Source organism: Bradyrhizobium frederickii (genome assembly GCF_004570865.1).
Classification (GTDB): domain Bacteria; phylum Pseudomonadota; class Alphaproteobacteria; order Rhizobiales; family Xanthobacteraceae; genus Bradyrhizobium; species Bradyrhizobium frederickii.
Map to the genome: position 1 here is coordinate 237,279 of NZ_SPQS01000009.1, position 24,460 is coordinate 261,738.

At 65.6% G+C, this 24,460-nt stretch carries 24 protein-coding genes and 1 other RNA gene; 13 read left to right on the forward strand and 12 right to left on the reverse strand.

Translation table 11 applies throughout. From position 1 onward, the window contains the following. Positions 1-94: 94 nt before the first annotated feature. Positions 95-1,018, reverse strand: a complete 924-nt coding sequence (gene fmt / locus E4K64_RS17915; RefSeq protein WP_135164693.1) for a methionyl-tRNA formyltransferase — start codon at positions 1,016-1,018, stop codon at positions 95-97. A gap of 201 nt (positions 1,019-1,219) precedes the next feature. Next, the gene (gene def, locus E4K64_RS17920; protein ID WP_135164694.1) at positions 1,220-1,747 is read right to left on the reverse strand and encodes a peptide deformylase; all 528 of its coding nucleotides are present in this window, start codon (positions 1,745-1,747) and stop codon (positions 1,220-1,222) included. Between the two features lie 171 nt (positions 1,748-1,918). Here def and E4K64_RS17925 point away from each other — a divergent pair, with 171 nt between their 5' ends. From E4K64_RS17925 to E4K64_RS17935, 3 genes are all read left to right on the forward strand, one after another. After that, positions 1,919-3,118 (forward strand): DNA recombination protein RmuC, encoded by a 1,200-nt coding sequence (locus tag E4K64_RS17925; protein ID WP_135164695.1) that lies wholly within the window; start codon positions 1,919-1,921, stop codon positions 3,116-3,118. Positions 3,119-3,249: 131 nt separating this feature from the next. After that, positions 3,250-3,552, forward strand: a complete 303-nt coding sequence (locus tag E4K64_RS17930) for a GIY-YIG nuclease family protein (protein WP_135164696.1) — start codon at positions 3,250-3,252, stop codon at positions 3,550-3,552. Positions 3,553-3,733: 181 nt separating this feature from the next. Beyond that, positions 3,734-5,089, forward strand: coding sequence for an AmpG family muropeptide MFS transporter (locus E4K64_RS17935; protein WP_135164697.1), 1,356 nt, complete (start codon positions 3,734-3,736; stop codon positions 5,087-5,089). Between the two features lie 2 nt (positions 5,090-5,091). Here the strand turns inward: E4K64_RS17935 and E4K64_RS17940 are convergent, their stop codons facing one another. From E4K64_RS17940 to ffs, 6 genes are all read right to left on the reverse strand, one after another. Beyond that, positions 5,092-5,469 (reverse strand): hypothetical protein, encoded by a 378-nt coding sequence (locus tag E4K64_RS17940; protein WP_209311970.1) that lies wholly within the window; start codon positions 5,467-5,469, stop codon positions 5,092-5,094. A gap of 99 nt (positions 5,470-5,568) precedes the next feature. Beyond that, positions 5,569-6,003, reverse strand: a complete 435-nt coding sequence (locus E4K64_RS17945) for a hypothetical protein (protein WP_126260226.1) — start codon at positions 6,001-6,003, stop codon at positions 5,569-5,571. Positions 6,004-6,030: 27 nt separating this feature from the next. Further along, entirely contained in the window at positions 6,031-6,633 is a 603-nt protein-coding gene (gene recR, locus E4K64_RS17950) for a recombination mediator RecR (protein WP_100174939.1), read from the reverse strand. Position 6,634: 1 nt separating this feature from the next. Continuing rightward, positions 6,635-6,955, reverse strand: coding sequence for a YbaB/EbfC family nucleoid-associated protein (locus E4K64_RS17955; protein WP_126260225.1), 321 nt, complete (start codon positions 6,953-6,955; stop codon positions 6,635-6,637). 26 nt (positions 6,956-6,981) lie between these two features. Next, entirely contained in the window at positions 6,982-8,802 is a 1,821-nt protein-coding gene (locus E4K64_RS17960) for a DNA polymerase III subunit gamma/tau (protein WP_135164698.1), read from the reverse strand. 95 nt (positions 8,803-8,897) lie between these two features. Further along, positions 8,898-8,994: signal recognition particle sRNA small type (gene ffs, locus E4K64_RS17965), an RNA gene on the reverse strand. 183 nt (positions 8,995-9,177) lie between these two features. On the opposite strand from ffs, the gene E4K64_RS17970 reads away from it, so the two are divergent. From E4K64_RS17970 to E4K64_RS18010, 9 genes are all read left to right on the forward strand, one after another. After that, on the forward strand, positions 9,178-10,023 hold the full coding sequence (locus E4K64_RS17970; RefSeq protein WP_135164699.1) for a transporter substrate-binding domain-containing protein: 846 nt from the start codon (positions 9,178-9,180) through the stop codon (positions 10,021-10,023). A 185-nt stretch (positions 10,024-10,208) separates the two neighbouring features. Further along, positions 10,209-10,871: an amino acid ABC transporter permease gene (locus E4K64_RS17975; RefSeq protein ID WP_135164700.1), complete on the forward strand. Its 663-nt coding sequence runs from the start codon at positions 10,209-10,211 to the stop codon at positions 10,869-10,871. Then, positions 10,868-11,674 carry an amino acid ABC transporter ATP-binding protein gene (locus E4K64_RS17980; protein WP_135164701.1) on the forward strand — a complete coding sequence of 269 codons (807 nt, stop codon included), beginning with the start codon at positions 10,868-10,870 and terminating at the stop codon, positions 11,672-11,674. Before E4K64_RS17975 ends, E4K64_RS17980 begins: the two co-directional genes overlap by 4 nt. Beyond that, a complete protein-coding gene (locus E4K64_RS17985) occupies positions 11,674-12,429 on the forward strand; it encodes an SDR family NAD(P)-dependent oxidoreductase (RefSeq protein WP_135164702.1) in 756 nt (251 codons plus the stop codon). Before E4K64_RS17980 ends, E4K64_RS17985 begins: the two co-directional genes overlap by 1 nt. Next, a complete protein-coding gene (locus E4K64_RS17990; RefSeq protein WP_135164703.1) occupies positions 12,426-13,553 on the forward strand; it encodes a muconate cycloisomerase family protein in 1,128 nt (375 codons plus the stop codon). The genes E4K64_RS17985 and E4K64_RS17990 overlap by 4 nt, the downstream gene beginning before the upstream one ends. 286 nt (positions 13,554-13,839) lie before the next feature. Continuing rightward, positions 13,840-14,259, forward strand: a complete 420-nt coding sequence (locus tag E4K64_RS17995) for an HIT domain-containing protein (protein ID WP_126260218.1) — start codon at positions 13,840-13,842, stop codon at positions 14,257-14,259. A 6-nt stretch (positions 14,260-14,265) separates the two neighbouring features. After that, positions 14,266-15,204 (forward strand): NAD(+) diphosphatase, encoded by a 939-nt coding sequence (gene nudC, locus E4K64_RS18000; protein ID WP_135164704.1) that lies wholly within the window; start codon positions 14,266-14,268, stop codon positions 15,202-15,204. A gap of 6 nt (positions 15,205-15,210) precedes the next feature. Beyond that, positions 15,211-16,128, forward strand: coding sequence for a sugar kinase (locus tag E4K64_RS18005; protein ID WP_135164705.1), 918 nt, complete (start codon positions 15,211-15,213; stop codon positions 16,126-16,128). A 103-nt stretch (positions 16,129-16,231) separates the two neighbouring features. Then, the gene (locus E4K64_RS18010; protein WP_126260215.1) at positions 16,232-16,741 is read left to right on the forward strand and encodes an Lrp/AsnC family transcriptional regulator; all 510 of its coding nucleotides are present in this window, start codon (positions 16,232-16,234) and stop codon (positions 16,739-16,741) included. Positions 16,742-16,904: 163 nt separating this feature from the next. On the opposite strand, the gene E4K64_RS18015 is transcribed toward E4K64_RS18010, so the two are convergent. The 4 genes from E4K64_RS18015 to E4K64_RS18035 form a co-directional block, all read right to left on the reverse strand. Then, positions 16,905-18,404 (reverse strand): phosphomannomutase/phosphoglucomutase, encoded by a 1,500-nt coding sequence (locus E4K64_RS18015; protein ID WP_135164706.1) that lies wholly within the window; start codon positions 18,402-18,404, stop codon positions 16,905-16,907. Positions 18,405-18,593: 189 nt separating this feature from the next. Continuing rightward, positions 18,594-19,106: a TIGR02281 family clan AA aspartic protease gene (locus tag E4K64_RS18020; protein WP_135164707.1), complete on the reverse strand. Its 513-nt coding sequence runs from the start codon at positions 19,104-19,106 to the stop codon at positions 18,594-18,596. Between the two features lie 127 nt (positions 19,107-19,233). Beyond that, a complete protein-coding gene (hrpB, locus tag E4K64_RS18025) occupies positions 19,234-21,708 on the reverse strand; it encodes an ATP-dependent helicase HrpB (RefSeq protein ID WP_167772087.1) in 2,475 nt (824 codons plus the stop codon). Positions 21,709-21,836: 128 nt separating this feature from the next. Further along, positions 21,837-23,153 (reverse strand): UDP-glucose dehydrogenase family protein, encoded by a 1,317-nt coding sequence (locus E4K64_RS18035; RefSeq protein WP_135164709.1) that lies wholly within the window; start codon positions 23,151-23,153, stop codon positions 21,837-21,839. 199 nt (positions 23,154-23,352) lie between these two features. Here E4K64_RS18035 and E4K64_RS18040 point away from each other — a divergent pair, with 199 nt between their 5' ends. Beyond that, entirely contained in the window at positions 23,353-24,420 is a 1,068-nt protein-coding gene (locus E4K64_RS18040; RefSeq protein ID WP_135164710.1) for an acyltransferase family protein, read from the forward strand. Positions 24,421-24,460 lie beyond the last annotated feature (40 nt).

Consider the following 24,460-nt stretch of genomic DNA (forward strand, 5'->3'; position numbering starts at 1 on the left):
CGCGAAGGCGGGCAATCCAGTACTCCGCAGCCTATCCGTTCAGCCGAGAAGCCTCGGCGTACTGGATACCCCGCCTTCGCGCGGTATGACAGTGTCAGGTGAATTTGGCTCCCGCCTTCAACGGCACGCCGCGCAAGAAGTCGGCGGCCTGCATCCGGCCCTTGCCCTCGCGCTGGAGCTCGATGATGCGGATCGCGCCGTCACCGCAGGCGATGGTGAGTTGATCGTCGAGCACCGCGCCCGGCTCGCCGGCGCCTTGCGCCAGCTCACAGCGCAGGATCTTGACGCGCGCGTTCTCAAGCTCGGCCCAGGCGCCGGGGAACGGCGACAGGCCGTGGATGTGGCGCAGCACCTCGCGCGCCGGCTTGCGCCAGTCGATCCGCGCCTCGGCCTTGTCGATCTTGGCGGCATAGGTGACGCCGTCCTCGCTCTGCTTCTTGAGCTGGAGCCCGCCGCGGTCGAGCGCGGCCATCGCCCGCACCATCAGATCGGCACCGAGGCGCGAGAGACGATCGTGCAGATCCGCCGTCGTCATGTTGTCCGTGATCGCGAGCCGCTCGGCCATCGCGACGTCGCCGGTATCGAGACCGACATCCATCTTCATCACCATCACGCCGCTCTCGGCATCGCCGGCCATGATCGCGCGGTTGATCGGAGCGGCGCCGCGCCAGCGCGGCAGCAGCGAAGCGTGCAGATTGTAGCAGCCGAGCTTGGGCGCATCGAGGATCGCCTGCGGCAGGATCATGCCGTAGGCGACGACGACGGCGGCATCGGCCTCGAAGGCACGAAATTCATCGAGCGCTTCCTGGGTCTTCAGCGTCTTCGGCGTCAGCACGGGCACGCCGAGCTTTCGCGCGGCTTCCTCGACCGGGGTCGGCTGCAATTGCAGCCCGCGCCGCCCACCCGGCTTCGGCGCACGGGTGTAGACGGCGACGATCTCGTGGCCATGCGCGACCAGCTCGAGCAGCGTCGGCACGGAGAAATCGGGCGTGCCCATGAAGATCAGGCGAAGGGGCATCAACAGACTCGCTGCGTTCCCTCCCCCCTTGCGGGGGAGGGTTAGGGAGAGGGGTGCCACACGACGCGCTCTTGCGGCGTGAGCGCGGATTGGTTCATTGCCCCGGTCAGACCATTTGCTGGGCTACCCCTCTCCCCCACCCTCCCCCGCAAGGGGGGAGGGAGCGCAGGGGAGTTCTCGGCAACACCAGCTGTTTACAACTCACTCACCGGCGCGCTTGGCGGCTTTCTCGAACTTCTTCATCACGCGGTCGCGCTTGAGCTTGGAGAGATAGTCGACGAACAGCACGCCGTTGAGATGGTCGATCTCGTGCTGGATGCAGGTGGCAAAGAGGCCTTCGGCGTCCTCCTCGTGCACCTTGCCGTCGAGATCGGTGAAGCGCACGCGCACCTTCGCAGGGCGCTCGACCTCCTCGTAATATTCGGGGATCGAGAGGCAGCCTTCCTCGTAAATGGACAGTTCCTCGGAGGAGGCGATGATCTCGGGGTTGATGAAGACGCGCGGCAGCGGCTTGGTCTCGCCGTTCTCGTCGCGCTTGGCGAGGTCCATGGTGATGAGCCGCAGCGGCTGCGCGACCTGGATCGCAGCGAGGCCGATGCCGGGCGCGTCGTACATGGTCTCGAACATGTCGTCGGCAAGCTTGCGGATCTCCGAGGTGACCTTCTCGATCGGCTTGGAGACCAGGCGCAGCTGCTTGTCGGGCAGGATGATGATTTCTCTGAGGGCCATGGCCGCGATTTAAGCCCCATGCCGGATGCGGTCAATGCGGCCCGGAACCCTGTTAACCCCTCGCTAACCATAAAAATTCGCTTTCCGTTAACCATAAAAATAAGAGCGCGATTAACCCTGAGCGTTCGCTATTCGTTCGCTAGCACCGGCGAATCGGCTAGAACGGTCGCCATGAACGAGATCATTTTCATGCTGGACGACTGGCCGGTGCGCACCTTCCACGCGCTGATCGGCTTTGGTGCGCTTGTCCTCGTCCTGCTGGTGGTGATCGCCATCGTCATCGCGCGGTCCGGGCGGCGCGGCGCGGAACTCGCAATGGCGCACGCGATCCGGGCCGGCGAGCTCGAGGAGCGCCTGAGTGAGGTGCTGCGGGCCCAAAGCGAATCCTCCGGCCGGGTCGACGCCATGACCCAGGCGCTGGCCGGCCGCCAGGCCGAGATGGCGCGGGCGGTCAACGAGCGGCTGGATTCGGTGACCCACCGCGTCGGCCAGTCCATGGAACATTCGACCCGCAACACCATGGAGAGCCTGCGCGCGCTGCATGAGCGGCTCGGCATCATCGACAGCGCGCACAAGAACCTCACCGACCTCACCACCCAGGTGACCACCTTGCGCGATGTGCTCTCCAACAAGCAGTCGCGCGGCGCCTTCGGTCAGGCGCGGATGGAGGCGATCGTCCAGGACGGCCTTCCCAAGGGGGCCTACGAGTTCCAGTTCACGCTCTCGACCGGCAAGCGGCCGGATTGCGTCGTGTTCCTGCCCGACCAGCGCCCGCTCTGCATCGACGCGAAATTTCCGCTGGAGGCGATGACGGCGCTGCACGACGCCCGCACCGACGAGGAGCGGCGAATCGCCACGCAGCGGCTGCGCGGCGACGTGATGAAGCATGTCAGCGACATCGCGGAAAAATATCTCGTCGCCGGCGAGACCCAGGAGATGGCGCTGATGTTCGTGCCGTCGGAATCGGTCTACGCCGAGATCCACGACGGTTTCGACGACGTGATCCAGAAGGCCTATCGCGCCCGCGTCGTGCTGGTGTCGCCCTCGCTGCTGATGCTCGCGATCCAGGTGATGCAGCAGATCATGAAGGACGCGCGCATGCGCGATGCCGCCGACCAGATCCGCACCGAAGTGATCAAGCTCGGCGACGATCTCGGCCGCCTGCGCGACCGCGTGCTCAAGCTGCAGAAGCATTTCGCCGACGTGAACGAGGACGTCCGCCAGGTGCTGATCTCCGCCGACAAGATCGAAAAGCGCGCAGGACGCATCGAGGAGCTCGATTTCAGCAAGACCGATGCGCCGGAGGGACCGCGGCTGGTGGCCACGGACGCGGGCGAGCTGTTTCCGCGGAAGCTCCAGGCGGGGGAGTGAGATTAGGGCACACTGTCATGCTCCGCGAAGGCGGGGCATCCAGTACGCCGTGACGATCGTTGTTGAATCGAGGTGGTGGTGAGTACTGGATCGTCCGCCTTCGCGGACGATGACACCGTTGGGGTGATCGCATGGGCGGACGCCACTACTACGTCTACATTCTCGCCAGCAAGATCGGCGGAACGCTCTATATCGGCGTGACGAATGACCTCATTCGCCGAGTGGCCGAGCACAAGTCAAAGCTCATCGAGGGCTTCACGGAGAAGTACGACGTCGCCCGGCTGGTCTATTTCGAACAGTTCGACGATCCCGAGAATGCGATCAAGCGGGAGAAGCGGCTGAAGAAGTGGAACAGGGCCTGGAAGGTTCGGTTGATCGAGCAGCACAATCCGAATTGGGATGACCTTTATCATGAAATAGCCGGGCCTCCATGATGCTGTCATACCCCGCGAAGGCGGGGTATCTAGTACGCCGAGGCGGGCGTGATTGAATCGAGGCGCTGATGATTACTGGATCGTCCGCCTTCGCGGACGATGACACCGAGGCTATTGTGGCCCCTCCCGCCTCACCGGCATCGCAAGAGTCTTTCCGGCCAGAATCTGCTAACACCACCCCATGACCGCACCCGACGCGACTTCGCCTGCCGCCGCTCCTGCAACCTCCTGGCGCGACAGCCTTGCCGTTTACCTGCAGCCGCGGGTGCTGATCGTGCTGTTTCTCGGCTTCTCCTCGGGGCTGCCGCTGGCGCTGTCGGGATCGACGCTGCTGGTATGGATGGCCGAGGCGGGGGTCGATCTCGGAACGATCGGGCTCTTTGCACTGGTTGGAACGCCGTACACGCTCAAGTTCCTGTGGGCGCCGCTGGTCGATGCGCTGCATGTGCCGTTCTTCACGCGCACCTTTGGCCGCCGGCGGGGGTGGCTGGTGTTCTCACAATTGCTGCTGATCGGCGCGATTCTGCTGTTGGCGCTGACCGATCCGGCGCGCTCGCCGCTGTTCGTCGCGCTTGGTGCGCTCCTGGTCGCGACGATGTCCTCGACACAGGACATCGTCGTCGATGCATTCCGCGTCGAGAGCCTGCCCGAGAGCGAGCAGGCCGCCGGCATGGCCGCCTATGTCGCGGCCTATCGCATCGGCATGCTGATATCGACCGCGGGCGCCTTGTTCATCGTCACCGGCTTCGAGACGATCGTCCCTCGTGGCGCCGCCTGGATGTGGGGCTATGTGGTGATGGCGGCTCTGGTGCTGATTGGCACGGTGACTGCGCTGGCCGCCACCGAGCCGGCACAATCCAAGCGCGCCGAGGCTGCCACGCAGAACGAGGATGCGCTCATGCGGGTGTTCCATGCCGCATTGGGCGCATTCTCGGAATTCTTGCAGCGAAAGGAAGCGTGGGCGGCGCTTGCCTTCGTCGTGCTGTTCAAGTTCACCGACGCGTTTTCCGGCAACATGACCGTGCCGTTCGTGATCGACATCGGCTTCACGCGGAACGACTACGCGGTGATCGTGAAGGGCGTCGGCATCGCAGCGACCCTGGCCGGTGGGTTTGCCGGCGGCTTCGTGGCACGGCGTTATTCGCTCGCAACGAGCCTGTGGATCGGCGGCATCGTGCAGGCAATCTCCAACCTGTCGTTCTCGTGGCTGGCGCTGGTCGGCGTCAATGAATGGGCGCTGACCCTCGCAATCACCTCCGACAATTTCTGCAACGCCATCGGCACCGTGATCTTCGTCGCCTATCTCTCGGCGCTGTGCCAGAACCCGCTGCACACCGCGACCCAGTATGCGCTGCTGACGGCGCTCGCCGCCGTGGGACGCACCTACCTGTCATCGGGCGCGGGCTATCTGGCGAAGGCGACGGGCTGGCCGATGTTCTTCGCGATCTCCGTCCTCGTCGCCATTCCGAGCCTGATGCTGCTGGCGTGGCTGCAGAAGCGTGGCCATTTCGAAACGTTGGAGCAGGTGCGAGTGTAAGCTTAGCGCTGCATCTCTTTCCGAACGCGTCCGTTGAGCCCCTCGAAATCGGCGACCAGCGCATCGCAAGCGGCCTTGGAGGCTTCGCACAGGACGTTCATTCGGATGACGACTTCGCTTCCGTCCTGCACGACGCGGCGCTGAATGGCTGCCGGATAGGCCGGATGTCCCTTCGGCGGAAACGACCACAGGCTCAGAGTGGCCGCGTCCTCGATCACGGTCCAGCCGGATTGAACGGACGTCTTCACCCCCGGCTTGGCGCGCAGCGACTCAAGCGCTGCTGCGGCCGTCGGATAAGACGCGGTGTCCTGGGCGGCCGAGACCGGCCAGGGAGTAGCGCCGGCGAAGACCAGCAGGACGGCAAGGGCTATTCCACGCACGGCTGACCGACCTCTCCGCGGTTCGATCGCTTGCACTATGCTCGACGCACAACCGGAGATCAAGACGCGGTCCTGGTCACCGGCCCGGCGATATCGCCCCTACTGCTTCTTGATGATGCTCCACTTCGTGATCACGGCTTCGCTCATCTGGCCGGCATCGCTGGCGCAGGCGATCTCGTCGACCTTGACCGAGATTTCCTTGCCGACGAACGATTTCAACTGCGTGGCCTGCGCGTCGCTGGAGGTGACGAGCTGGAAGGTCTCGGGGCCGGTCTCGAGATTGCACAGCCCGTTCGGCGCCGGCAGGCGACGCGGCTCGGAGGTGATCTGATACATCGGAACCCGCTTGCCGTTCTTGACGTCGCGCACCTTCATGGCGTTCAACTCGCCCGACAGCACGTCGCCATTGTTGATCGGCTTGCCGGGCTTCGACGGCGGCGGGGCCTCGTCACCCGGCTGCGCGGAGATGGCCGGGGTCACCAGCATCGCCATCGTCGCGACCAAAGCCAATCGTGTGGCGAAAAGTTTCGTCATGTCGTCCGTTCCGTGATCTGTGGATTGCTAGAACAGGGTGCGCTGCCGCATCGCTGCCGATAGCGTACCTTCGTCGAGATAATCAAGCTCGCCGCCGACGGGAACGCCATGGGCGAGCCGCGTCACCTTCACATTGGCGTCCTGAAGCAGGTCGGTGATGTAGTGCGCCGTGGTCTGGCCGTCGACCGTCGCATTCAGCGCCAGGATGATCTCGTGCACCTCGGCAGCATGGGCGCGCGCGACCAGCGCGTCGATGGTCAGATCCTGCGGGCCGACGCCGTCGAGCGGCGACAATGTCGCGCCCAGCACATGATAGCGCCCTTGAGTCGCATTGGCCCGCTCCAACGCCCAGAGATCGGCGACGTCGGCGACGACGACGATAATGGCGGGATCGCGCTTCGGATCGGTGCAGACGGTGCAGGGATTTTGCGTGTCGATGTTGCCGCAGGTCTTGCAGACCTGGACCTTGTCCAGCGCCACCTGCATGGCCGAGGCCAGCGGCATCATCAACGCTTCGCGTTTCTTGATCAGGTGCAGCGCCGCGCGCCGCGCCGAACGCGGACCGAGGCCCGGCAGCCGTGCGAGCAGCTGGACCAGCCGTTCGATCTCGGGACCTGCAACAGCGCCCATATTATTGGCCGAACAACCCCGGCGGCAGGCCGAGCCCACCGGTGAGAGCCTGCATCTTCTCCTGCATGGCGGCCTCCGCCTTGCGGCGGGCATCACTGAGCGCGGTGACGAGCAAATCTTCCAGCACCTCGCGCTCTTCCGCCTTCATCAGCGACGGATCGATCTTGATGCCCTTCACGTCCATCTTCGCGGTCATGCGGACGGCGACGAGGCCGCCGCCGGAGATGCCCTCGACTTCCACGTTGGCGAGCTGCTCCTGCATCTCCTGCATCTTGGACTGCAGCTGCGCCGCCTGCTTCATCATGCCGAGAAAATCAGCCATCGGTGTCTGTCCTTGAAAAGGTCGGCTCAGAGATCGTCGCCGTCGGAACCGTCGGGCGGATCGTCACTGCCATAGTCGGTGTTTATATTGGATTCCGGCGTCTCGGGGGCAAGCCTGCGGACCTCGACGACCTTGGCGCCGGGGAAACGCGACAGGACCTCCTGCACGCGCGGATCGGCCTCGGCGGTACGCGCATGCTCCTGCTTGGCGGCCTGGTTCACCGAGCGCAGCGTCGGCTGGCCCTGCTCGTTGGAGACGACGATGGTCCAGCGCCGGCCGGTCCACAGTTCGAATTTCTTCGCAAGCTCCGAGATCATGGTCTTGGAGGCGTTCGGCTCGAGCGCGACTTCCAGCCGGCCCTCCTCGAAACGGACGAGGCGCATATCGCCTTCGAGCGCGCCCTTGGTCATGAGATCACGTTTCTGCCCGGCCAGCGCAACGAGCTGGGTGAAGCTCGTGATGCGCAGCTGCGGCGCCGCCCCTTGCGGGTCCGGCGCCGGCGCCGCCATCTGCGGCCGCGCTCCACCGCCCCCGAACGAAGGCGGCGACGACGTCGGCATGCGAACTGGCGCCGCGGACGACACCGGCGCGGCCGGCGCACTGCTACGCGCAGCTCCGCCGCTCACGACCGGCGAGCCGCCGCCGTTCTGCTCCAGCATCTTGATGGCTTCATCGGGCGTCGGCAGGTCGGCGACATAGGCGATACGCACCAGCACCATCTCGGCGGCCGCCGCGGGCCGCGTCGCGGCCTGCACCTCGGTGATGCCCTTGAGCAGCATCTGCCACATCCGCGACAGCACGCGCATCGAGATCTTCGAGGCGAAATCCTTCGCGCGCACGCGCTCGGTCTCGCCATAGGCCACGTTGTCGGCGGTCGCCGGCACGATCTTCACGCGGGTGACGAAATTGACGAATTCGGCGAGATCCGAGAGCACGACGATCGGATCGGCGCCGACGTCGTACTGGTCGCGGAACTCCTTGAAGGCAGCCGCGATGTCGCCGCGCGCCAGCGAATCGAACAGGTCGATGACGCGGGTCCGGTCGGCGAGCCCCAGCATCTGCCTGACCGCATCGGCCTTGACGGTGCCTGCCGCATGCGCGATCGCCTGGTCGAGCAGCGACAGCGAATCGCGCACCGAACCTTCCGCGGCGCGGGCAATGATGCCGAGCGCCTCCGGCTCGATCTCGACGTTTTCCTTCGCGGCAATGTTGGCGAGGTGCTTCATCAGCACGTCGGCGTCGACGCGGCGCAGGTCGAAACGCTGGCAGCGCGACAGCACGGTGACCGGAACCTTGCGAATCTCCGTCGTCGCGAACACGAATTTGGCGTGCTCCGGCGGCTCCTCCAGCGTCTTCAGGAAGGCGTTGAACGCCGCCGTCGACAGCATGTGGACTTCGTCGATGATGTAGACCTTGTAGCGGGCGCTGGCCGGCGCATAGCGCACGCTGTCGTTGATCTGGCGGACGTCGTCGACGCCGGTGTGCGAGGCCGCGTCCATCTCCAGCACGTCCATGTGCCGGCTTTCCATGATCGCCTGGCAATGCACCCCCAGGGTCGGCATGTGGATGGTCGGGCCCTTCACCGAGCCGTCCGGCATCTCGTAGTTGAGCGCACGGGCCAGGATGCGCGCGGTGGTGGTCTTGCCGACACCGCGAACGCCGGTGAGGATCCAGGCCTGCGGAATGCGCCCGGTCTCGAACGCATTGGAGACGGTGCGGACCACGGCCTCCTGGCCGATCAGATCGTCGAATGAGGAAGGACGGTATTTGCGCGCCAGCACCCGGTACGGCGCGTTGCCGGCCGGACCGGCGCTATCGGGATTGGAAGGGGCGCCAGCGTCGGTCATCGGTCGATCCGCAATGAAATGTCTCTTGGCCGGCTTTTGCGGAAAGGAGCGCGCTGGCGGCTGGTGCCGCCGGCGCTGGTTCGCTCGAAAAACAGGTAGGAGACTGACGAGCGACCCGATCCGGACCTCGTTAGGGCTGCTTCCTTCCGGACCTGACCCGGTTGGCGAGTGGCTCGTCCACCGCCAATCTCCCGGTCCCTATTTGGGGCCAAAAGGGTCGGAAAGCAAGCGGCTATCGGCTCGAACGACTTGATCCTGCCCAGCATCCGGGCAATTACCGGTCTGCCCAGCCGATAGGCTGTGCTTTCGTCAGTGGGACCGCCTTGCTAAAAACGCATGCGGAACTCCACCCAACCAGAAAAGCGATTGATCCCAATGGTTACACGTCGTGATGTTGCATCGATTGTCGGACTTGGCGCGGTAACCGCGGCCGCACTGGCGACCCCAGCCGTGGCGCAGACCGCCGATCCGAACGAATCGACCTTCGCCCGCATCCGCCGCACCAAGAAGATGCGGATCGGCGCGGTCGGCGGCGGCGCGCCGTATTACATGAAGGATCTGTCCAGCGGCCAGTGGAAGGGCTTCTACATCGACATCGCCAAGGGGCTCGCCGACGACATGGAGGCCGAGCTCGAGATCACCGAGACCACCTGGGGCAATTCGGTGCTGGATCTGCAGGCCAACAAGATCGACATCTTCTTCGGCCTCAACCCGACCCCGAAGCGCGCGCTGGTGATCGACTTCTCGGTGCCGGTCTTCAACAACGCCTTCGCCATCCTCTGCAAGAAGGACTTCAAGCCGAAGAGCTGGGCCGAGTTGAACTCGCCCGACATCAAGATCGCGGTCGACCAGGGCTCCTCGCACGACCAGGTCATCAGCCGCCTGACGCCGAAGGCGCAGATCACGCGGCTGAAGACCGCCGACGACGCCACCGCCGCGCTGCAGACCGGCCGCGTCGATGCGCAATGTCTGATCACCATGCTGTCGCTGACCGTGCTGAAGAAGAACCCCTCGCTCGGCCAGCTCGTGCTGCCCACGCCGATCTTCGCCACCACGTCGAATGCCGGCTTCCGCCGCGAGGCCGACAAGACCTGGCGCGATTACGTCAACACCTGGATCGATTTCAACAAGGGCCTCGGCTTCATCCGCAACGCGATCATCACCAACATGGAGCTGGTGGGCGTGACCGAGGCGGACATTCCGCCGGGCGTGTCGTTGTAACTTATGATCGGGCAGTGCCTCGGCAATCTCGCTGCGCTCCCTCTCCCGCTTGCGGGAGAGGGCTGGGGTGAGGGTGTCTCGGCTGGCAAGACTTCCCGAGAGGCGAGAGCCCTCACCCGCGTCGCATCTGCGATGCGACACGACCTCTCCCGCAAAGGCGGGAGAGGTAAAGCAAGCAGGCACGCATGTATCAGTGGGACTTCGGCATCCTCTGGAGCTATCGCTGGCTCTTTCTCAACGGGCTCGGCGTCACCGTCGGCTTCACCATCGTCATCGTCGTATGCGGGTTGCTGTTCGGCCTGTTGGGGGCGTTCGGCAGCCTGTCGCGCTTCAAGGCGTTGCGCCTTCTCGCCCTCACCTTCATCGAGGCGTTCCGCTGCACGCCGATCCTGGTGCAGCTGATCTGGTTCTATTACGCGCTGCCGATCCTCGCCGGTGTCGAGATGACGCCGATCACGGCCTCGGCGCTGGCGCTCTCGCTCTATGGCGGCTCGTTCTATTCGGAGATCATCCGCGGCGGCATCATCTCGATCGACAAGGGCCAGTCGGAGGCCGGCGCCGCCCTCGGCATGACGCCGGGACAGAGCATGCGACGCATCGTGCTGCCGCAGGCGATCAAGCGCATGATCCCGGCGCTGATGAACCAGTCCATCATCCAGTTCAAGAACACCTCGCTGGTCTCGGTGCTGGCGGTGCCCGACCTCGTCTACCAGAGCCAGGTCGCGGCGCATGACAGCTACCGGCCGCTGGAGACCTACACCGCGGTCGCGGTCGCCTATGCCGCGATCCTGATCCCGCTCACCATCATCGTCCGCCGCGGCGAGAAGCGACTGGCGGTGAGCGAATGAGCGAGCCATCTCATAGCACTTCGAAAATCGAGATCCGGGCCCTGCGCAAGAGCTTTGGCAGCAACGAGGTCCTCAAGAACATCAATCTCGACGTCGCCAAGGGCGGTGTCGTGGCGCTGATCGGACCGTCGGGGTCGGGCAAATCGACCCTGCTCCGCTGCATCAATCTGCTGGTGGTGCCGGACGGAGGCAGCGTCCGCGTCGCCGACACCCGCTTCGCGTTCGGTGACGGTTCGAATTTGCCCGACGTGAAGACGCTGGCAAGATTCCGCGCCACCACCGGCATGGTGTTCCAGCATTTCAACCTGTTCCCGCACATGACGACGCTGCAGAACGTCATGGAGGGGCCGCTCACGGTGCGGCGCATGGCCAGGGCCGATGCCGAAAAGCTTGCGCGCGCGCAGCTCGCCAAGGTCGGTCTCGCCGAGAAGGCGGACCAATATCCGGCGACGCTGTCCGGCGGACAGAAGCAGCGCGTCGCCATCGCGCGGGCGCTCGCCATGGAGCCTGACGTCATGCTGTTCGACGAGGCAACCTCGGCGCTCGACCCCGAATTGGTCGGCGAGGTGCTGAACGTGATCCAGCAACTGGCGTCCGAAGGCATGACCATGGTGATCGTGACCCACGAGATCGCCTTTGCCCGCGAGGTCGCCGATCGCCTGATCTTCATGCGCGACGGTGTCGTGGTCGAAGAGGGCCCGGCGCGGCAGGTGATCGACAATCCAAGGGAAGCCGCCACACGCGCCTTCCTCAGCCATTTCCACCGCACCGGCGCGCTGCCGCCGGCCAACGCGACATCGTGATGCCTGATATCAACCGCGTCTATCTCGTCACCGGTGCCGCCAGCGGCATCGGCCGTGCCACCGCAAAACTTCTCGCCGCGCCCGGCACCGGGCTTGTGCTGCACACGCGCTCCAACGCAGAAGGCCTGGACGCCACCGCGGCGGAAGCCGGAGCGAACGGCGCTGTGATCGCCAAATGTCTCGGCGATCTCGCCGAGGAAGCGGCCGTCACCGACGCCATCGCCGCCGCGCAAACAGCCTTCGGCCGGCTCGATGGGTTGGTTCTCGTCGGCGGCCATGCTCGCCGCGGCAGTGCGATCGGTACGTCGGCGGATCAGTTCCGGCAGGCGATGGACGAATCTGCGCTGGCGTTCACCCGAATGGTCGAGGCCGCCCTGCCGCTGCTGCGTGCCGGACAGGATGCGCGCATCGTCGCGGTCTCCTCCTTCGTGGCGCATGCGATCCGGCCCGAATTCGCGCCGTTCGCCGCGACCGCCGCGAGCCGAGCCGCGCTGGAAGCGCTGGTACGGCTGACCGCGATCGAGCTCGCGAGCGACGGCATCACCGTCAACGCGGTCGCGCCGGGCCTGATCGTCAAGGACAAGCCCAGCGAGAGCCGGCTCTCGCCCGAGCAGATCGCCGCGACCGAGGCGTTGATTCCGATGCGCCGCCGCGGGCGGCCGAAGGAAGTCGCCGAAATCATCGCCTTCCTGGCGTCACCGCAGGCGTCCTACGTCACCGGCCAGGTCTGGCACGTCAATGGAGGCCTGACATGACCGAAGCGACCATCGAACGCCTCAGGCTGTTCCTGATCGAAAGCCCGATCAAGATGGCGCGCCTGCAGGGCGTCGGCAACGTCAAGGGCACCGTGAAGCGCGTGCTGATCGAGCTGACGTCCAGCGACGGCGTGGTCGGCTGGGGCGAGGCCGCGCCGTGGGAGGTCTTTACGGGAACGCCGGAAGCGGCCTTCTCGGCGCTTGATATCTATCTGCGCCCGGTCGTGCTCGGCAAGCCGGTCCGCCGCATCCGCGCGCTGATGGCCGAACTCGACCGCGCGCTCGTGGGGCATGCCGAGGCCAAGGTCGGAATCGAGATGGCGCTGCTCGACATCGTCGGCAAGTCGTCGGGGCTGTCGGTCGCCGACCTGCTCGGCGGCCGGGTGCGCGATACGATCCCGCTCTCCTTCTCGATCGCCGATCCGGATTTCGCCGCCGATCTCGACCGCATGCGGAAAATGGTTCCGGACGGCAATGTCATCTACAAGGTCAAGACCGGCGTGAAGCCGCATCGTGAAGACCTCGATCATCTCGATGCGATCCGCAAGGAGTTCGGCGACAAGGTCGACCTGCGCGTCGACTACAACCAGGCGCTGGCGCCGTTCGGTGCGATCAAGATCCTGCGCGATGTCGAGGAATTTGCGCCGACCTTCATCGAGCAGCCGGTGCCGCGCAAGTATCTGGACGTGATGGCGCAGCTCACCGCGGCGCTGGAAACGCCCGTGCTCGCCGACGAAAGCTGCTTCGACCGCCGCGACATGATGGAGGTGGTGCGGCGCGAGGCGGCGGACGCGGTCTCGATCAAGCTGATGAAGGCCGGCGGCCTGTTCGAGGCGCAGGCGATCATGGCGATTGCCGACATCGCCGGCCTGCCCGGCTATGGCGGCACGCTGTGGGAAGGCGGCATTGGCCTTGCCGCCGGCACGCAGCTGATCGCGGCCACACCCGGCATCTCGCTCGGCTGCGAGTTCTACATGCCGCATCACGTGCTGACCGAGGACGTGCTGGAAGAGCGAGTTGCGAATCGCAACGGCCATGTCGTGGTGCCGGATGGACCGGGCCTCGGCATTCGCGTCAGTGAAGCCTCGGTCCGCGGCAATGCAAAGGTGCTGGCGGAGGCGTAAGTCAGCCGTCAGCGCCACCACGGTCGTCGTCCCGGGCAAGCGTCAGCGCAGACCCGGGACCCATAACCACAGGATCGAGTTTGGCGAAGACTCGGAGTTGCCGGCTCGCGCAACAACTACACCCTGTGGTTATGGGTCCCGGATCGGCGCGCGCCGTGGGCGCGCTTGTCCAGGACGACGATCGAGTATGCATAAGCAGCGGAGCCCTAACCTTCCCCTTGCTAACTCCCTATCGTATGCTGGCGACCAACAAGCCCGTTCCCCGCCGGGCAATCCGGAAACGCATATGCCCGAACCCGCCTGGTCGCTGCACTCCCGCCTGAAAGATGACACCATCGACATCGGCGATCTGCCGCTGTCCAAGGTGCTGGTCATCAAGGACGCGCATTATCCCTGGCTGCTGCTGGTGCCGCGGCGCCCCGATGCGGTCGAGATCATCGATCTCGACGAGGTGCAGCAGGCGCAGCTGATGACGGAGATCTCCCGCGTCTCGCGCGCGCTGAAGGAGATCACCAAATGCGACAAGCTCAATATCGCCGCGCTCGGCAACCTCGTGCCGCAGCTTCACGTCCACATCATCGCGCGCCGCACCAGTGACGCCGCCTGGCCGCGGCCGGTCTGGGGCGTGATGCCGCCATTGGCGCACGACGCCGCAGAGGTTCAGAATTTCATCAGCGCGCTTCGCCGCAAGATCTGGTTGGGTTGAACGATAATGTCAGCATTCGACGCGTTTCCGCTGGGGCAGCCGGCCTTCGTCACCAACATCCTCGACCGCGCCGCGCATCTGCGCCGCGACGAGGAGAAGCTGTTCGCGCTGGAGCAGAAGCCGACCTCGCGCGCCTATGTCGTCCACCGCGACTCGCTGCTGGTGAGGCGCGAGGGCGACAAGATCCGCGCGCTGCTCACGATCGACGAGGCGCTGAAGTGCGGCGCCAATCCCGGCACGGTCTTCCTTGGGCTTCGCGACGGCGCCGCGATGTTCGGCATGGGCCTGTCGCAGGCCGCCGCCGAGAAGCTGGTGGGACGCGAGGACTACACGTTGACCGAGCTGCGCGGCATGGCGATGCAAGGCGCGATCCCCCCCGACGAGCTCTCGGCGATCGCGATGGCGAAGTCGATGGTGAGCTGGCACCAGCGCCACGGCTATTGCGCCAGTTGCGGCACGCGCAGCGCGATGAAGGAAGGCGGCTGGAAGCGCGACTGTCCGGCTTGCAAGGCCGAGCACTTTCCGCGCACCGACCCGGTCGTGATCATGCTGGTGGCGGCCGGCGACAAGTGCCTGCTCGGCCGCCAGAAGCAGTTTCCGCCCGGCATGTATTCGTGCCTCGCCGGCTTCGTCGAGGCCGCCGAGACCATCGAGGACGCGGTGCGCCGCGAGATCCTGGAAGAATCCGGCATTCGCTGCACCGACGTGCAATATTACATGACCCAGCCCTGGCCCTATCCGTCGTCGCTGATGATCGGCTGCAGCGCGCGGGCCGTGAGCGAGGACATCGTCGTCGATCGCATGGAGCTGGAGGACGCGCGCTGGTTCACGCGCGAGGAGGCCGCCCTGATGCTGACGCGGACGCATCCGGATGGGCTCGCCGGCCCGCATCCCTTCGCCATTGCCCACCATCTGCTCGGCCGCTGGGTCCACGACAAGAGCTGACCGCCGATGGCGCAATCCGACGCCGCGCCGCGCATCCTCTGCATCGGCATTCCCGTGCGCGACCTCACCTTTCGGGTTGCGGCCGTGCCTGCGCGCGGCAGCAAGGCCAACGCCACGCATCTCGCCGAGATCTGCGGCGGCAATGCGCTCAATGCCGCCATCGCCGTTGCGCGACTTGGCGGCCGCGTCGCGTTCGCGGGACCGATGGGTGACGATCGCGAGACCTCGAGCGGCTTCATTCTCGCGCAGATGGCGCAGGAGTGCATCGACACCACGCACATCGTGCGCATGCCCGATGTAACCACGCCGGTTTCCGCGATCATGATCGAACCCTCGGGCGAGCGGACGCTCACGATCTATCGCGATCCCCGTCTGTGGACCGCGGAGCTGCCCGACGCCGACAAATTGCTCGCCGATTGCCGGGCACTGCTGGTCGAAAGCCGCTGCGCCGCGTTCGCGATCTCCCTCTGCACCGAGGCACGGCGGCGCGGCATTCCCGCCATCGTCGGCGTCGACCGCGCGATGTCATTGCAGGACGGCCTGCTCACGGCCGCCTCGCATCTGTTGTTCGCCAGCGAGCAGGTGCAGGAGACCGCCGGCATCGCCGACGACGGCGCGGCCTTGAGGCGCCTGGCCGGGTTGACGCCCGCCTTCCTCGCCGCCACCCGCGGTCCGAATGGCACGATCTGGCTGAACGAGACGGGCGCGCTCGAGGAGACGCCGGCCTTCCCGGTCGAGGCGGTCGATACGCTTGGCGCCGGCGACGTCTTCCATGGCGCTTTCACGCTTCGCTTGGCCGAGGGCGCGGAGGTACGGGAGGCGCTGCGATTCGCCGCGGTCGCCGCAGCGCTGAAATGCATCCGCCATGGCGGCGGCCAAGCCGCCCCACAACGCATTGAAGTTGAACAACTTTTGCGCAGCTAGCCCTGGAGCAATTCCAGGGATGGGCCGAGATTATAGGCTTGCCGTGGAAGGATTTTCTCTATATCAGGAAAATCGGCCCATGAAATGGAACAAAGTTCTTCAAATGACTGATGTCGCCGTCCAGATCCCCGAGACCAGCCGCCGCCTCGATGCCATCGACCGCAAGATCCTGATGGTACTCCAGGAGGATGCCTCGCTATCCGTCGCCGAGATCGGCGACCGCGTCGGCCTGTCCTCGACCCCCTGCTGGAAGCGTATCCAGCGGCTGGAGGCCGACGGGGTCATCATCAAGCGCGTCGCCCTCGTCGACCAGAACAAGATCGGGCTCGGCATCTCCGTGTTCGTGTCGGTCGAGAGCTCCGACCATTCCGACGCCTGGCTGAAGAAATTCGCCGAAGCCGTCAGCGCCATGCCCGAGGTGATGGAGTTCTACCGCATGGCCGGCGACGTCGATTACATGCTGCGCGTCGTGGTCGCGGACATGCAGGCCTATGACGTGTTCTACAAGAAGCTGATCAGCGCCGTGCCGCTGAAGAACGTCACCTCGCGCTTTGCGATGGAGAAGATCAAGTCCGTGACGGCGCTGCCGATCCCGGCGGTGGTGGCGGCGTAGGCTCACCACGCGAAATCTGTCATCGCCCGGCCTTGACCGGGCGATCCAGTATTCCAGAGACGTCAGTGATCGAGCCGAGAAGCCGCGGCGTACTGGATGCCCCGGTCAAGCCGGGGCATGACGGCGGAGAGAGAGGCATGAATCACGACTCCCTCAACCCACCTCAAATCGTCTGATTGTACTCGCCGACCTCAGGATGCGTGCGCAGCACGCTGTTCACCATCTCGAACATGTCGTGCATGCGCTGTTCGGAGACCGGACTCTCCACCACCACGACGAGCTCGGGCTTGTTGGAAGAGGCGCGCACCAGGCCCCAGCTGCCGTCCTCGACCGTGACGCGGACACCGTTGACCGTGACGAGATCGCGGATCGACTGGCCGCCGATCTTGGCGCCCTTGGCCTGCAGACCTTCGAAGTGCTTCACCACCTTGTCGATGACGCCGTATTTGGTCTCGTCGGCGCAATGCGGCGACATGGTCGGCGACGACCAGGTCTTTGGCAGCGCTTCCTTCAGATCCGCCATCGACTTGCCGGGCGCGCGGTCGAGCATGTCGCAGATCGCGATCGCCGAGACCAGGCCGTCGTCGTAGCCGCGGCCGAACGGCTTGTTGAAGAAGAAGTGGCCTGACTTCTCGAAGCCCGCGAGCGCGCCCATCTCGTTGGTGCGGCGCTTCATGTAGGAATGGCCGGTCTTCCAATAGGCGACCTTCGCGCCCTGCTTCTGCAGCACCGGATCGGTGACGAACAGGCCGGTCGATTTCACGTCGACGACGAATTGCGCGTCCTTGTGGATCGCCGACATGTCGCGCGCCAGCATCACGCCGACCTTGTCGGCGAAGATCTCCTCGCCGGTGTTGTCGACGACGCCGCAGCGGTCGCCGTCGCCGTCGAAGCCGAGGCCGACATCGGCCTTGTGGTGCAGCACCGCATCGCGGATCGCGTGCAGCATCTCCATGTCTTCCGGATTCGGATTGTATTTCGGGAAGGTGTGGTCGAGCTCGGTGTCGAGCGGGATCACCTCGCAGCCGATCGCCTCCAGCACCTGCGGCGCGAAGGCGCCGGCGGTGCCGTTGCCGCAGGCCGCGACCACCTTCAGCTTGCGCGTCAGCTTCGGACGAGAGGTGAGATCGGCGATATAGCGCGCCGGGTAGTTCTCGTGGAATTGGTAGGAGCCGCCCGCCTTGTTCTTGAATTCGGCATTGAGCACGATCTCCTTCAGCCGCGTCATCTCGTCGGGACCGAAAGTGAGCGGACGGTTGGCGCCCATCTTCACGCCGGTCCAGCCGTTGTCGTTGTGCGAGGCCGTGACCATGGCAACAGCGGGCACGTCGAGATCGAACTGCGCGAAATAGGCCATCGGCGTCACCGCCAGGCCAATGTCGTGAACCTTGCAGCCCGCCGCCATCAGGCCGGAGATCAGCGCGTATTTGATCGAGGCCGAATAGCCACGGAAATCGTGGCCGGTCACGATCTCCTGTTTGACACCGAGCTCGGCGATCAGCGCGCCCAGCCCCATGCCGAGCGCCTGCACACCCATCAGGTTGATTTCCTTCTGGAACAACCAGCGCGCGTCGTATTCGCGAAACCCCGTCGGCTTCACCATCGGCTCGGATTCGAAGGCGTAGGTGTTGGGCAACAATACGGATTTCGGCTTCGGGAACATTGAGACGGTCTCGCGAAAGGGCAGGAAATGAGGCAGCCTTAGCGAATGCCAGGCCGCGGCGGAAGGCGGGAATACAGGCTTATGGCGGATAATTGCGGCAGTTTGGTAACGAAGAAACGTTACCGCCGGGGCGGCCGAGGCAAGAAATCTCTTTTGAAATGAACTGCGGCTGATCGCAACCGGCTCTGCCTATTGCTCCAGCACCATCTGGCCGTTGGAATACTCGAACCGCTTCAGGCGGGACAGGAAGGAGAGGCCGAGCAGGTTCTCCGACAGCGCCGCGTCGGGCAGCACCATGGCGTCGACGTCGCGCACAATGAGGCCGCCGACATCGAGCATGGCGATGCGGGCGCGCGCGGCCTTGATGGTGCCGTTGGCGGTGGAGACGGTGGCGTTGTACTCGCCGCGCGAGGGACGCAGGCCAAAGCGAGCCGCCGAGGTCTCATTGAGCGCGACCACGGAGGCCCCGGTATCGACCATGAAGCCGATGCGCTGGCCGTCGATCCGGCCCTCCGTCTGGAAATGACCGCGGCCGTCGCGGGAAATGGCGAGGCTGCGGCCGCCGGTCGGCGCGCTTGACGCAACCGCGACCGTCGTGCGCGGCGCCGACGTGGCGGAAGCCGAGCTCATCTTGTCCGCCATCTGCGCCATGAAGGTGCCGAGGCCGATCATGACGGCCGCGAAGATCATAATGTTACGCATTACACCACTTCCGAGCCGAAAGCCCGATTTCACCACGCGGCACGCCCGACCGCGAGCGACGCTGCGGCCGGAGCGCTGTCATTTTGGCGAAAAGGATGAGCGGACGGTTAATGCGGGCGGGGGAATCTCACGTCCCGCGCGGCTTCGCCCGCCGGGTCGGCGGCGCATTGGCCGGATCGTCGGGCCAGGGGTGGCGCGGGTAGCGGCCGCGCAGGTCGGAGCGCACCGCGCTGTAGCTGCCGCGCCAGAAGCCTGGGAGATCACGCGTCACCTGCACCGGGCGCTGTGCCGGCGACAGCAGCTCCAGCACCAGCGGCACCTTGCCGGCCGCGATCGAGGGATGGGTGTTGAGGCCGAACAATTCCTGCAGCCGCACCGCGATGGTCGGCCCCTGCTCGGCCTCGTAGTCGATCGCGAGCACGCTCCCTGTGGGCGCCTCGAAATGCGTCGGCGCCTCGCGGTCGAGCCGCGCGCGCATCTCCCAGGGCAGCAGCGCCATCAGCGCGTCGGAGAGATCGCCGGGGGAAATGTCCTTGAGCGCGATCTTGTCGTAGAGCGCCGGCACCAGCCAGTCGTCGCACCGCGCGATCAATCCGTCATCGGACAGATCTGGCCAGCTGTCGCCCTCGGCCTTGCGCAAGAACATCACGCGGTCGCGCCATTGCTTAGCGGCCTTCGACCACGGCAGCCGGTCGAGACCGGCGGCGATCAATCCATCGGCGAGAATGCGCGCGGTGGTCTCGGATGGCGACAATGCGAGGGTGGCTTCGGACAGCGTGATCGCATGCAGCACGCGCTTGCGCCGAGCCCGCAACGCCATCGCGCCGCGGTCGAACGAAATCTCGTCGGCGGTCTCGATGTGCTCGGCAAAATGCCGCTCGATCTCGTCCTCGGTGATCTGCGCGGCGAGCAGGATCCGTCCGCTCGCCGCCGTGCCCGTCATCTCGCCGATTGCGATATAGGGCGCGCGGGCGAGCGAGGAGGTCTGCTCGACGGCGGCGCCGCGGCCATTGGCAAGCACGAAGCTGCCGTTGCCGCGATTGCGCGCGACGCGGTCCGGGAACGCATAAGCGAGCATCAGGCCGGTCGAGAGATCCTCCTGCGGCCCGGCCTGCTCGGAAGCCGCCACCTGCGAGGCCCAGCGCCGCGCGAGGTCGCGCGCGCTTGAGGCGCGCGGCGAGCGATCGCGGCGAAACTGATCGCGCCGGTGCTCGAGATCGACGCTGTCGCCGCCAAGCCCGCGCTCGGTGATGATGGCGGCGATCTCGGCGGCGGCCTCGCCTTCGCCCGCACGATGCGAATCCACGATCATGCGCGCCAGCCGCGGCGGCAGCGCCAGCGCGCGCAGGCTCTTGCCTTCCGCGGTGATGCGGCCGTCGCCATCGAGCGCGTTGAGCTCGGTCAGCAGGCTCTTCGCTTCCTTCCAGGCCGGCCCGGGCGGCGGATCGAGGAACGACAGCGTGGCTGGATCGCTAACGCCCCATTGCGCGAGATCGAGCACCAGCGAAGATAGATCCGCGCTGAGGATTTCCGGCTGGGTGTAGGGCGCAAGCGAAGCCGTCTGCGGCTCGTCCCAGAGCCGGTAGCAGACGCCAGGCTCGGTGCGGCCGGCGCGACCGCGGCGCTGGTCCACCGCAGCGCGCGAGGCGCGCACGGTCTCGAGCCGCGTCAGGCCGATGTCGGGCTCGTAGCGCGGCACGCGGGCGAGCCCGGAATCGACCACGATGCGCACGCCCTCGATCGTCAGCGAGGTCTCCGCGATCGAGGTCGCGAGCACCACCTTGCGCGTGCCCTTGGGTGCCGGCGCGATGGCACGGTCCTGCACGGCGGCGTCGAGCGCGCCGAACAGCGGCACGATCTCGATCGAAGCGTCCTGCACGCGCTCGGAAAGGAAATTCTGGGTGCGGCGGATTTCGGCGGCGCCCGGCAGGAAGGCCAGCACCGAGCCGCTGTCGGCGCGAAGCGCGGATGCGATCGCATCCGCCATCTGCCGCTCGATCGGCGCATCCGCCTTGCGGCCGAGATAGCGCGTCTCGACGGGGAAGGCGCGGCCCTCGCTTTCGACGACGGGCGCATCGCCCAGAAGCTTTGCCACGCGCGCACCGTCGAGCGTTGCCGACATCACGAGGATGCGCAGATCCTCGCGCAGGCCGGTTTGCGCGTCGCGGGCCAGCGCGAGGCCCATGTCGGCATCGAGCGAGCGCTCGTGGAATTCATCGAACAGGATGGCGGCAACACCTGACAGTTCGGGATCGTCGAGGATCTGGCGGGTGAAGATGCCCTCGGTCACCACCTCGATGCGCGTCGTGCGCGAGATCTTCGAGCCGAAGCGGACGCGGTAGCCGACGGTCTCGCCAGTGCGTTCGCCGAGCGACTTGGCCATGCGGTCGGCGCTGGCGCGCGCCGCGATACGGCGCGGCTCCAGCACGATGATCTTCTTGCCCCTGGCCCAGGGCGCATCGAGCAGGGCCAGCGGCACGCGCGTGGTCTTGCCGGCCCCGGGCGGCGCCACCAGCACGGCGGCGTTGTGCGCCTCCAGCGTGCGCGAGAGCTCGTCGAGCACGGCATCGATCGGGAGGGGCGTGTCGAAACTGCGGGGCAAGATCTATCAACCCGTCATGCCCGGCCTCGTGCCGGGCATCCACGTTCTTTCATCTGGCAGTGAACAAGACGTGGATGGCCGGGACAAGCCCGGCCATGACGGTTTCGTTCAAAGAGAATGTGCAGCAATCAGCCCTGCACCGGCGGGCGGCCGACGCTCTCATAGACGAAGCCGGCCGCTTCCATGTCCTCGGGGCGGTAGATGTTGCGCAGGTCAACGACGACAGGCTGCGCCATGACGCTCTTCAGCCGGTCGAGATCCAGCGCGCGGAACTGGACCCATTCGGTGACGATGACGAGCGCATCGGCGCCTTGCGCGCAGGAATAGGCGTCCTCGCAATAGGTGATGTCAGGCAGCTCACCCTTGGCCTGCTCCATGCCGACGGGATCGAACGCCTTGACCTTCGCGCCCATGTCGATCAGGCCTGTGACCAGCGGGATCGACGGTGCATCGCGCATGTCGTCGGTATCTGGCTTGAAGGTGAGGCCGAGCACGGCGACGGTCTTGCCGCGCAAATTGCCGCCGAGCGCCTGACTCACCTTGCGCGCCATCGCGCGCTTGCGGTTTTCGTTCACGGCGAGCACGGATTCGACGATGCGCAAGGACACGTCGTAGTCCTGCGCGATCTTGATCAGCGCCTTGGTGTCCTTCGGGAAGCAGGAACCGCCGAAGCCGGGACCGGCATGCAGGAACTTGGTGCCGATGCGGTTGTCGAGGCCGATGCCGCGCGCGACCTCCTGCACGTTGGCGCCGGCCTTTTCGGAGAGATCGGCGATCTCGTTGATGAAGGTGATCTTGGTCGCCAGGAACGCGTTGGCGGCGTATTTGATCATCTCGGCGGTGCGGCGCGCGGTGAACATCAGCGGCGCCTGGTTCAGCGACAGCGGCCGATAAATGTCGCCCATTACCTTGCGGCCGCGCTCGTCGGAGGTGCCGACGACGACGCGATCGGGAAACTTGAAGTCACGGATCGCCGCGCCCTCGCGCAGGAACTCGGGGTTCGAGGCGACCACGACGTCGGCGTTGGGGTTGGCCTCGCGGATGATGCGCTCGACCTCGTCACCGGTGCCCACCGGCACGGTCGACTTCGTCACCACGACGGTGAAGCCGGAAAGCGACTGCGCGATCTCTTTCGCGGCCGCGTAGACGTAGGACAGATCGGCATGGCCGTCGCCGCGGCGCGAGGGCGTGCCGACCGCGATGAACACCGCATCGGCCTCCGCGACCGGCTTCTTCAGGTCGGTGGTGAAGTCGAGCCGCTTGGCCTTGACGTTGGTCGCGACCAGCTCGTCGAGGCCGGGCTCGTAGATCGGGATCTCGCCGCGGTGGAGCGCCGCGATCTTCTTCTCGTCCTTGTCGACGCAGGTGACGTCGTGACCGAAATCAGCAAAGCAGGCTCCGGACACCAGTCCCACATAGCCCGTGCCGATCATCGCGATACGCATGAAAATCCCTGTTCTAGTTTGGTTAATGAAAACGAAACCCCGGCGCCGGGCGGTTTAGCATTTTCCGGCGGGGAAGGAACAGTCCGCATGCAAAAAAGCGGCATGGGAATTGAACCGGTAAAGAAGTCCGAAACCGCTGGGGCCCACACTGCCCCACACCCGGACAGGACGGCGAAAAGGCGCCTCGAAAAGGGACACCATGGCACCATCAGGCGCAATCGCAGGGAGCGGAGGCATCAAGGCCCCTTCTGCCGCGCGTGTCGACTGGGTCGACTATGCCAAAGGCATCTGCATCATCATGGTCGTGATGATGCATTCGGTGCTGGGCGTCGAGCTCGCCGCCGGCGAGACCGGTTTCATGCATGTTGCCGTGGCCTTCGCAAAGCCGTTCCGGATGCCGGATTTCTTCCTGATCTCGGGCCTGTTCCTGGCGCTTGTGATCGACCGGGACTGGCGGACCTATCTCGACCGCAAGGTGGTGCATTTCGCCTATTTCTATGTCGTCTGGGTGACGATCCAGTTCGGCTTCAAGGCGCCGGCTTTCGTGGCCGAGGCGGGCTGGCACCACGTTGGCCTCTTGTATCTCGAAGCCTTCATCGAGCCGTTCGGCACGCTGTGGTTCATCTATCTGCTGCCGATCTTCTTCGTCGTCACAAAACTGACACGCAAGCTCCCGCCGCTCGCGATCTGGCTCGTCGCCGCCGCGCTGGAGACGGCCCGCATCACCACGGGCTGGACCGTCATCGACGAGTTCTGCGCGCGCTTCGTCTATTTCTATTCGGGCTATCTGTTCGCGCCTTACGTGTTCGCGCTGTCGGATCGCGCGCGCAAGCATCCGGCGCTCGCGCTCGCGGCGCTCGCGACCTGGGCGCTGGTCAATGCCGGCCTCGTCGTGTCGGGGGCCAGCGAATGGACGCTCGTCTCGCTGCTGCTCGGCTTTGCCGGCGCCTGCGCGATCATCACGATGGGCACGCTGCTAGCACGCGCCCATTGGATGAACGTCCTGCGCTTCTGCGGCGAACATTCGATCGTGATCTATCTCGCCTTCTTCCTGCCGATGGCGGCGAGCCGGACGCTGCTGCTGCGCAGCGGGATCATCCCTGACATCGGCATGGTGTCGCTGATCGTCACCGTCGCCGGGGTGATCGGTGCGCTCGCGATCTGGCAGGCTGCGCTGCGGCTCAATGCGCGCTTCCTGTTCGAGCGGCCCGACGCGTTCTGGATCGCGCCGAAGAAGGTGGCGCCGATGTTGCAGGCGGCGGAGTAGCTGCATTCCCGCTGTCGTCGCCCGGCTCGACCAGGCGACC